This is a genomic window from Streptococcus sp. HMSC074B11 (assembly GCF_001808705.1).
Classification (GTDB): domain Bacteria; phylum Bacillota; class Bacilli; order Lactobacillales; family Streptococcaceae; genus Streptococcus.
In genome coordinates this window covers 1-8,228 of the sequence record NZ_KV794224.1, presented here as the reverse complement: position 1 = coordinate 8,228, position 8,228 = coordinate 1, and the positions used below count along the sequence as shown (strand labels likewise).

At 39.7% G+C, this 8,228-nt stretch carries 6 protein-coding genes; all 6 read left to right on the top strand.

Annotation, left to right across the window (positions count from 1 at the left end; all coding sequences use genetic code 11):
* The first annotated feature begins 106 nt into the window (after window positions 1-106).
* Window positions 107-2,080 (top strand): DHH family phosphoesterase, encoded by a 1,974-nt coding sequence (locus HMPREF2619_RS00815; protein ID WP_070458234.1) that lies wholly within the window; start codon window positions 107-109, stop codon window positions 2,078-2,080.
* Window positions 2,077-2,529, top strand: a complete 453-nt coding sequence (gene rplI, locus HMPREF2619_RS00810) for a 50S ribosomal protein L9 (protein ID WP_070458233.1) — start codon at window positions 2,077-2,079, stop codon at window positions 2,527-2,529. Before HMPREF2619_RS00815 ends, rplI begins: the two co-directional genes overlap by 4 nt.
* 42 nt (window positions 2,530-2,571) lie before the next feature.
* Window positions 2,572-3,930: a replicative DNA helicase gene (gene dnaB / locus HMPREF2619_RS00805; RefSeq protein WP_000852500.1), complete on the top strand. Its 1,359-nt coding sequence runs from the start codon at window positions 2,572-2,574 to the stop codon at window positions 3,928-3,930.
* Complete coding sequence (locus HMPREF2619_RS00800; protein WP_000128621.1) at window positions 3,927-4,193, top strand: Veg family protein; 267 nt, start codon at window positions 3,927-3,929, stop codon at window positions 4,191-4,193. Before dnaB ends, HMPREF2619_RS00800 begins: the two co-directional genes overlap by 4 nt.
* A gap of 100 nt (window positions 4,194-4,293) precedes the next feature.
* Window positions 4,294-5,427 carry an N-acetylmuramoyl-L-alanine amidase family protein gene (locus HMPREF2619_RS00795; protein ID WP_070458232.1) on the top strand — a complete coding sequence of 378 codons (1,134 nt, stop codon included), beginning with the start codon at window positions 4,294-4,296 and terminating at the stop codon, window positions 5,425-5,427.
* A 64-nt stretch (window positions 5,428-5,491) separates the two neighbouring features.
* Entirely contained in the window at window positions 5,492-8,125 is a 2,634-nt protein-coding gene (polA, locus tag HMPREF2619_RS00790) for a DNA polymerase I (RefSeq protein ID WP_070458231.1), read from the top strand.
* Window positions 8,126-8,228 lie beyond the last annotated feature (103 nt).

Genomic DNA, 8,228 nt, shown 5'->3' with positions numbered 1-8,228 from the left:
CCACTTTTTAGTTTGGATGTTTTACTATTATTTGAAAATAGTGTTCCCTCTTTAAAAGTCGCATTTTGGCTACAATTATGGTATAATAATGCGCAAGAGGTTTGTAATGAAAAAAAATGAAATAAATCCCTTTTTTATGTATCTGATTGCTATGGTAACCTTTACGATTATGACCATTTTGATTGTGTTAGTAAAGGATAATCTTATCACTATAGCAAGTCTATTTTTATTTATCGTATTCTATGTTCTGCTATTTAATTTCCAGAAAAAATATTACAAAAAAACAGATATCGAGCAAATCCAGTATGTCAATCATCAGGCTACGGATAGTTTGAGTGCTCTGTTGGAGCAAATGCCTGTCGGGGTTGTTAAATTAAATATGGACAGTAGTGAGATTGAATGGTTCAATCCCTATGCGGAATTAATTTTGACAACTGAGGATGGAGAAATTGATTTTCCTCAATTTCAAAAGATTTTAAAGAGTTCAATTTCTACTCCAGGGTCTTATGCCATTGTTGGGGAGAAACGTTATGCAGTGCATTTAGATAGAAATTCAGGTGTCTTATACTTTTTTGATGTTTCTGGTGAGTATGAGGCGACTGTTGAGCTTGTGACAAGTAGACCGGTAATCGGGATTATCTCAGTTGATAACTATGATGATTTGGAAAATGAAACGTCTGAATCAGACATTAGTCATATCAATAGTTTTGTTGCAAATTTTGTTTCAGAATTTGCTGGGAAACATGCCATGTTTTCTCGTAGAGTGAGTATGGATCGGTTTTATCTATTTACTGACTACACTGTACTTGGTCACTTGATGCAGGATAAGTTTTCTGTGATTGATACCTTTCGTGAAGAAGCCAAGCAACGGAATTTACCACTAACGATGAGTATGGGAGTTTCCTATGGTGATGGGAATCATGATCAGATTGGGAAGGTGGCTCTTCTTAATCTCAACTTAGCTGAAGTTCGTGGTGGTGACCAAGTTGTCGTAAAAGAGAATGATGAAACTAAAAATCCAATCTACTTTGGAGGAGGTTCAGCTGCATCTGTTAAACGTACTCGGACACGAACTCGTGCCATGATGACAGCTATTTCAGATAAACTTAAAAGTGTCGATCGAGTTTTTGTGGTTGGTCATAAGAATCTGGATATGGATGCTCTTGGCTCAGCGGTTGGAATGCAGTTGTTTTCGAGTAATGTACTGGAAGATAGTTATGTGATTTATGATCCTACACAAATGTCTCCAGATATTGCTCGAGCGGTTAACTACTTGGAAGAGGAGGGTGTTTCAAAACTTCTTCCTTTAGGACAGGCTATGACAATGGTTACCAAACGTTCCTTGCTTGTGATGGTTGACCATTCTAAGACAGCTTTAACCTTATCCAAAGAGTTTTATGACTTGTTTACACAGACGATTGTCATTGACCATCATCGTCGCGACCAAGATTTTCCAGATAATGCGGTTATTACCTATATCGAGAGTGGAGCAAGCAGTGCTAGTGAACTTGTAACTGAGTTGATTCAATTTCAAAACTCTAAGAAGAAACGTTTGAGTCGCATTCAGGCTAGTGTTCTTATGGGAGGAATGATGTTGGATACTAAAAATTTCACCTCTCGGGTAACTAGTCGAACTTTTGATGTTGCAAGTTATCTCAGAACGAGAGGGAGTGATAGCATTGTCATTCAGGAAATTTCGGCCACGGATTTTGAAGAATATCGATTAGTAAATGAGTTAATTTTACAAGGGCAAATGGTGCAGCCATCAATCCTGGTTGCTCAAGCTTTGGAGGATAAAGAGTACGATACGGTTGTTATTAGTAAGGCTGCTGACGCTATGCTTGCTATGTCTGGTATAGAGGCCAGTTTTGTAGTTGCTAAGAATAGTCAAGGAGCAATCTCCATTTCTGCGCGAAGCAGAAGTAAGATCAATGTCCAACGAATTATGGAAGAGTTAGGTGGCGGTGGTCACTTTAACTTAGCTGCGGCACGTTTGACAGATATGAGCCTGCAAGAAGCAGGAGATAAACTGAAAACAGTTATTTTTAATGAAACAAAAGAAAAGGAGTCAGAAGAATGAAAGTAATCTTTTTAGCAGATGTTAAAGGTAAAGGAAAAAAAGGTGAAATTAAAGAAGTGCCAACTGGATATGCACAAAACTTTTTAATTAAGAAAAACCTTGCTAAGGAAGCGACAGCTCAAGCTATTGGTGAGTTGCGTGGTAAACAAAAATCAGAAGAAAAAGCACATGAAGAGATGCTTGCAGAAGCGAAGGAAATTAAAGCGAAACTGGAAGCAGAAGAAACCATCGTTGAGTTTGTCGAAAAGGTTGGTCCAGATGGTCGTACATTTGGATCTATTACCAACAAGAAGATTGCAGAAGAATTGCAAAAACAATTTGGTATTAAAATTGATAAACGCCACATTCAAGTTCAATCACCAATCCGAGCAGTTGGTTTGATTGATGTTCCGGTGAAGATTTATCAAGATGTGACAAGTGTAATCAATCTTCGTGTCAAGGAAGCTTAATTTACGATTGGTTGACAACATTGTAAAAGGAAGGAAAGTCTGATGGCAGAAGTTGAAGAACTGCGTGTTCAGCCTCAAGATATTCTGGCAGAACAATCTGTGTTGGGAGCCATTTTTATTGATGAGACTAAACTCGTTTTTGTCCGGGAATATATCGATTCACAGGACTTCTTTAAGTATGCTCACCGTTTGATTTTTCAGGCTATGGTTGATTTGTCTGATCGTGGAGATGCTATTGATGCAACCACAGTTCGGACGATACTAGATAGCCAAGGTGATTTACAAACTATCGGAGGCTTGTCTTATCTGGTTGAGATTGTCAATTCAGTGCCAACCTCTGCTAATGCGGAATACTATGCTAAAATTGTAGCAGAAAAGGCTATGCTTCGACGTCTGATTGCTAAGTTGACAGAGTCTGTAAACTTAGCCTATGAAGCTTCTCAACCTGCGGACGAAATTATCGCTCGTGCAGAAAAAGGCTTGATTGATGTCAGTGAGAATGCCAATCGAAATGGTTTTAAAAATATTCGTGATGTATTGAATATTAACTTTGGAAATCTTGAAGCTCGTTCGCAACAGACTTCAGATATCACGGGTATTGCGACAGGCTATCGAGATTTAGATCATATGACGACAGGTCTGCATGAGGAAGAATTGATTATTTTGGCAGCTCGTCCTGCGGTTGGTAAGACAGCCTTTGCTTTGAATATTGCGCAAAATATCGGAACCAAACTCGATAAGACAGTTGCTATTTTCTCTCTGGAAATGGGTGCTGAAAGTTTGGTCGATCGTATGTTGGCTGCGGAAGGCTTGGTAGAGTCACATTCTATCCGTACGGGTCAATTGACCGAGGAAGAATGGCGTAAGTATACGATTGCTCAGGGTAATCTGGCTAATGCAAGTATCTACATTGATGATACACCAGGGATTCGGATCACAGAAATTCGCTCTCGTTCTCGTAAACTGGCTCAGGAAACAGGGAATCTAGGCTTGATTTTGATTGACTATCTTCAGCTTATCACTGGAACTGGTCGAGAAAATCGTCAACAAGAAGTATCCGAGATTTCCCGTCAGTTGAAAATCTTAGCAAAAGAACTCAAAGTTCCAGTTATAGCTCTTAGTCAGCTTTCTCGTGGTGTAGAGCAACGTCAAGATAAGAGACCAGTTTTGTCTGATATTCGTGAATCTGGATCTATCGAGCAAGATGCTGATATCGTAGCCTTTCTCTATCGTGATGACTATTATGAGCGTGGTGGTGAAGAAGAGGAAGGCATTCCAAATAATAAAGTAGAAGTGATTATCGAGAAAAACCGTAGCGGTGCTCGCGGAACGGTAGAATTGATTTTCCAAAAAGAATATAATAAATTTTCAAGTATTTCGAAGATGGAGGAACCAAGATGACAGACGCATTTACAGATGTGGCTAAAATGAAAAAAATCAAAGAAGAAATTAAGGCGCATGAGGGACAAGTGGTAGAAATGACCTTAGAAAATGGTCGTAAACGCCAAAAAAATCGTTTGGGAAAACTAATTGAGGTTTATCCATCGCTCTTCATCGTTGAGTTTGGAAATGTTGAAGGAGACAAACAGGCAAATGTCTATGTTGAATCTTTCACCTATTCAGATATTTTAACAGAAAAGAACTTAATTCATTATTTAGATTAAGGATAATCATGAAAGTGGGAAGTTTCTCACTTTTTTCTTTTTCTTTCGAATGATATAGATGAGGTCAACCTCAAAAATCTAATTATTTGAAGGAGAATGAATGACATTTACTAAAGCAGGACATAAAAAGGGAACTTTTCTCAGAAAGACAGCTGTAGGATCAGCTTCACTATTACTAGCAGGAGCTTTTTTGTTTGGTGGAGGAACTGTTCATGCCAACCAGGCAAATAATGGATCACTGGCACGAGGAGATGATTATCCCTATTATTATAAAAATGGAAGTCAAAAAATTGATAAGTGGCGTATGTACTCGGGACAATGCACCTCTTTTGCTGCTTTTCGTTTAAGTAGTGTCAATGGTTTTGAACTACCAGCTGCTTATGGGAACGCTAATCAATGGGGTTATCGAGCCCAAAAAGAAGGCTATCGGGTGGACCAGCAACCAGCAATTGGTGCGATTGCTTGGAGTACAAGAGGGCAGTACGGTCACGTAGCCTGGGTATCTAATGTGATTGGAGATATGATTGAAATCGAGGAGTACAATTATGATTATACAGAAACATATCATAGTAGAATTGTAAAGGCGAGTTCTATGACTGGTTTCATTCACTTTAAAGATGTAGGGAATGCTAGTGTAGGGCATCATCAGTCTCTACTAGCTTTCAGTGGAACTCATCACTTCACAGAAAAATCTGCTATTATGGACCAGCCATCATTGACATCTACTGTTATCGATTACTACGAAGCTGGAATGAGTGTTCATTATGATCAAACCTTTGAAAAAGAAGGCTATAAATGGATTAGTTATATTTCACGAAGTGGAAACAGACGTTATATCCCCTTAACTAAAACAGGTAGCTCTAAAAATGGTTGGGCAAAAGAGGGAACAAGTTGGTACTACTATGAAAATGGTCAGATAGCCGTCGGTTGGAAGAAGATTAATGGGAACTGGTATCATTTGCAAGCTGATGGTAGAATGACAACAGGTTGGTTAAAAGATGGTTCGAATTGGTATTACTTGAAGTCATCTGGTGAAATGCAGACAGGTTGGTTGAAGGATAAAGGTATTTGGTATTATCTGGAAAGTTCTGGAGCTATGAAAACCAACCAGTGGTTCCAGGTTTCAGGAAAACATTACTATGTAAATGCATCTGGAGAATTGGCAGTAAATACTACTATCGATGGATTTCAAGTTGATGGCGATGGAGTTCGAGTAGAAAAACCAGTCTCATAAGTGTTATTCAGCATTTGGGCTCTTCCTAATGGTATTTTTCCCTGCTTTCCTTTATAATGGGTGTATGGACAAGAAAAAATTACTACTAATTGACGGTTCTTCAGTTGCTTTCCGAGCATTTTTTGCACTTTACCAGCAACTGGATCGTTTTAAAAATGACAATGGACTACATACCAATGCAATCTACGGATTTCATCTGATGTTAAATCACCTACTGGAGCGTGTTCAACCGAGTCATATCTTGGTTGCTTTTGATGCGGGGAAGACGACTTTCCGTACAGAGATGTATGCTGATTATAAGGGTGGTCGTGCCAAGACTCCGGATGAGTTTCGTGAGCAATTTCCTTTTATTCGTGAGTTGCTAGACCATCTTGGGATTCGTCATTATGAGTTAGCTCAGTATGAAGCAGATGATATCATCGGGACTCTGGGGCGTTTGGCTGAAAAGGATTCTTTTGATGTAACTATCGTCAGCGGAGACAAGGACTTGATTCAGTTGACAGATGAGCATACTGTGGTTGAGATTTCTAAGAAAGGTGTGGCTGAATTTGAGGCCTTTACACCGGCTTATCTCATGGAAAAGATGGGAATCACACCAGCTCAGTTCATTGATCTCAAGGCACTCATGGGGGATAAGTCAGATAATATTCCTGGGGTCACTAAGATTGGTGAGAAGACTGGTATCAAGCTTTTGCTTGAACATGGCTCGCTTGAAGGTATTTATGAGAACATTGATAGCATGAAGGCTTCAAAGATGAAGGAAAATCTTGTCAATGACAAGGAACAAGCCTTTCTGTCTAAAACACTGGCAACTATCGATACTAAGGCACCGATTGAGATTGGCCTAGATGATTTGGTTTATAGCGGTCCAGATATTGAAAACCTCGGAAAATTCTACGATGAGATGGGCTTTAAACAACTCAAGCAGGCTTTAAATGTATCATCAGCTGATGTGGCTGATAGTTTGGACTTTACTATTGTTGACCAAGTCAGTCAAGATATGCTAAGTGCGGACTCCATCTTTCACTTTGAACTTTTTGGTGAAAACTACCATACAGATGATTTGGTTGGTTTTGCTTGGTCTTGTGGGGACAAGCTATATGCTACAGATAAGTTGGAACTTTTGCAGAATCCGATTCTCAAGGATTTTCTGGAAAAAACACCTCTGAAAGTGTATGACTTTAAGAAAGCTAAAGTTCTCTTAAATCGTTTTAGTTTGAATTTACAGGCTCCTGCTTTTGACAGTCGTTTGGCTAAGTATCTTCTCTCAACAGTCGAGAATAATGAAATCTCTACCATTGCTAGCCTCTATGGCCAAACTTACCTGGACGATGATGAAACCTTCTACGGCAAGGGTGTTAAGAAAGCTATTCCAGAGCGAGAGAAATTCTTGGAACACTTAGCTCGCAAGGTTGCTGTATTGGTTGAGACAGAGCCTGTCTTACTTGAGAAATTAAGTGAAAACGGACAATTGGACCTCCTCTATGATATGGAGCAACCTCTGGCTTTTGTCCTTGCTAAGATGGAAATCGCTGGGATTAAGGTAAAAAAAGAAACTCTACTCGAGATGCAAGCTGAAAATGAGCTTGTCATTGAAAAGCTGACTCAAGAGATTTATGAATTGGCTGGTGAGGAGTTTAATATCAACTCACCTAAACAGTTGGGCGAATTGCTTTTTGAAAAACTAGGTCTCCCTCTCGAATACACTAAGAAAACCAAGACAGGTTATTCAACAGCAGTGGACGTTTTGGAGCGATTAGCCCCAATTGCACCAATCGTCAAGAAAATTCTTGATTACCGTCAAATTACTAAGATTCAATCGACTTATGTGATTGGTTTGCAGGATTGGATTTTAGCTGATGGCAAGATTCACACGCGCTATGTGCAAGATTTAACTCAGACAGGGCGTCTGTCTAGTGTGGATCCAAACTTGCAAAATATCCCTGTTCGTTTGGAACAAGGTCGCCTTATCCGTAAGGCTTTTGTACCAGAATGGGAGGACAGTGTCCTCCTCAGCTCTGACTATTCACAGATTGAGTTACGAGTTTTGGCGCATATCTCTAAAGATGAGCACTTAATCAAGGCCTTCCAAGAGGGAGCTGATATCCATACCTCGACAGCCATGCGGGTCTTTGGAATTGAACGTCCTGAGGATGTGACTCCGAACGACCGTCGTAATGCCAAGGCTGTCAACTTTGGAGTGGTTTACGGGATTTCAGACTTTGGCTTATCCAATAACCTGGGTATCAGCCGTAAAGAGGCTAAAGCATACATCGACACTTACTTTGAACGCTTCCCTGGTATCAAAAATTACATGGATGAAGTCGTTCGTGAGGCGCGTGATAAGGGTTATGTAGAGACTCTCTTCAAACGTCGTCGTGAGTTGCCAGATATTAATTCGCGTAACTTTAACATTCGTGGTTTTGCGGAACGTACAGCTATCAACTCACCTATTCAAGGATCGGCTGCAGATATTCTCAAAATCGCTATGATTCAACTAGATAAAGCATTGGTAGAGGGTGGTTATCAGACTAAGATGCTGTTACAAGTGCACGATGAAATTGTTCTTGAAGTGCCTAAGTCAGAATTAGCTGCCATAAAAAAACTCGTCAAACAAACCATGGAAGAAGCCATTCAACTCAGTGTGCCACTGATTGCTGATGAAAATGAAGGCGTAACTTGGTACGAAGCTAAGTAGAAATGGCCTATCAGACAAAAAAGAAATCCCCTTGAACATTATGGTTCAAAGGGATTTTTCTTTCAGGAAAAGACAAAAGTTGGATGAAAAAGCAGTGGATTTG

Excerpts from the sequence above, each read along its gene's own strand:
- dnaB (WP_000852500.1), top strand. The coding sequence starts at position 2,572 with ATGGCAGAAGTTGAAGAACTGCGTGTTCAGCCTCAAGATATTCTGGCA.
- polA (WP_070458231.1), top strand. The coding sequence starts at position 5,492 with ATGGACAAGAAAAAATTACTACTAATTGACGGTTCTTCAGTTGCTTTC.
- HMPREF2619_RS00800 (WP_000128621.1), top strand. The coding sequence starts at position 3,927 with ATGACAGACGCATTTACAGATGTGGCTAAAATGAAAAAAATCAAAGAA.
- HMPREF2619_RS00795 (WP_070458232.1), top strand. The coding sequence starts at position 4,294 with ATGACATTTACTAAAGCAGGACATAAAAAGGGAACTTTTCTCAGAAAG.
- HMPREF2619_RS00815 (WP_070458234.1), top strand. The coding sequence starts at position 107 with ATGAAAAAAAATGAAATAAATCCCTTTTTTATGTATCTGATTGCTATG.
- rplI (WP_070458233.1), top strand. The coding sequence starts at position 2,077 with ATGAAAGTAATCTTTTTAGCAGATGTTAAAGGTAAAGGAAAAAAAGGT.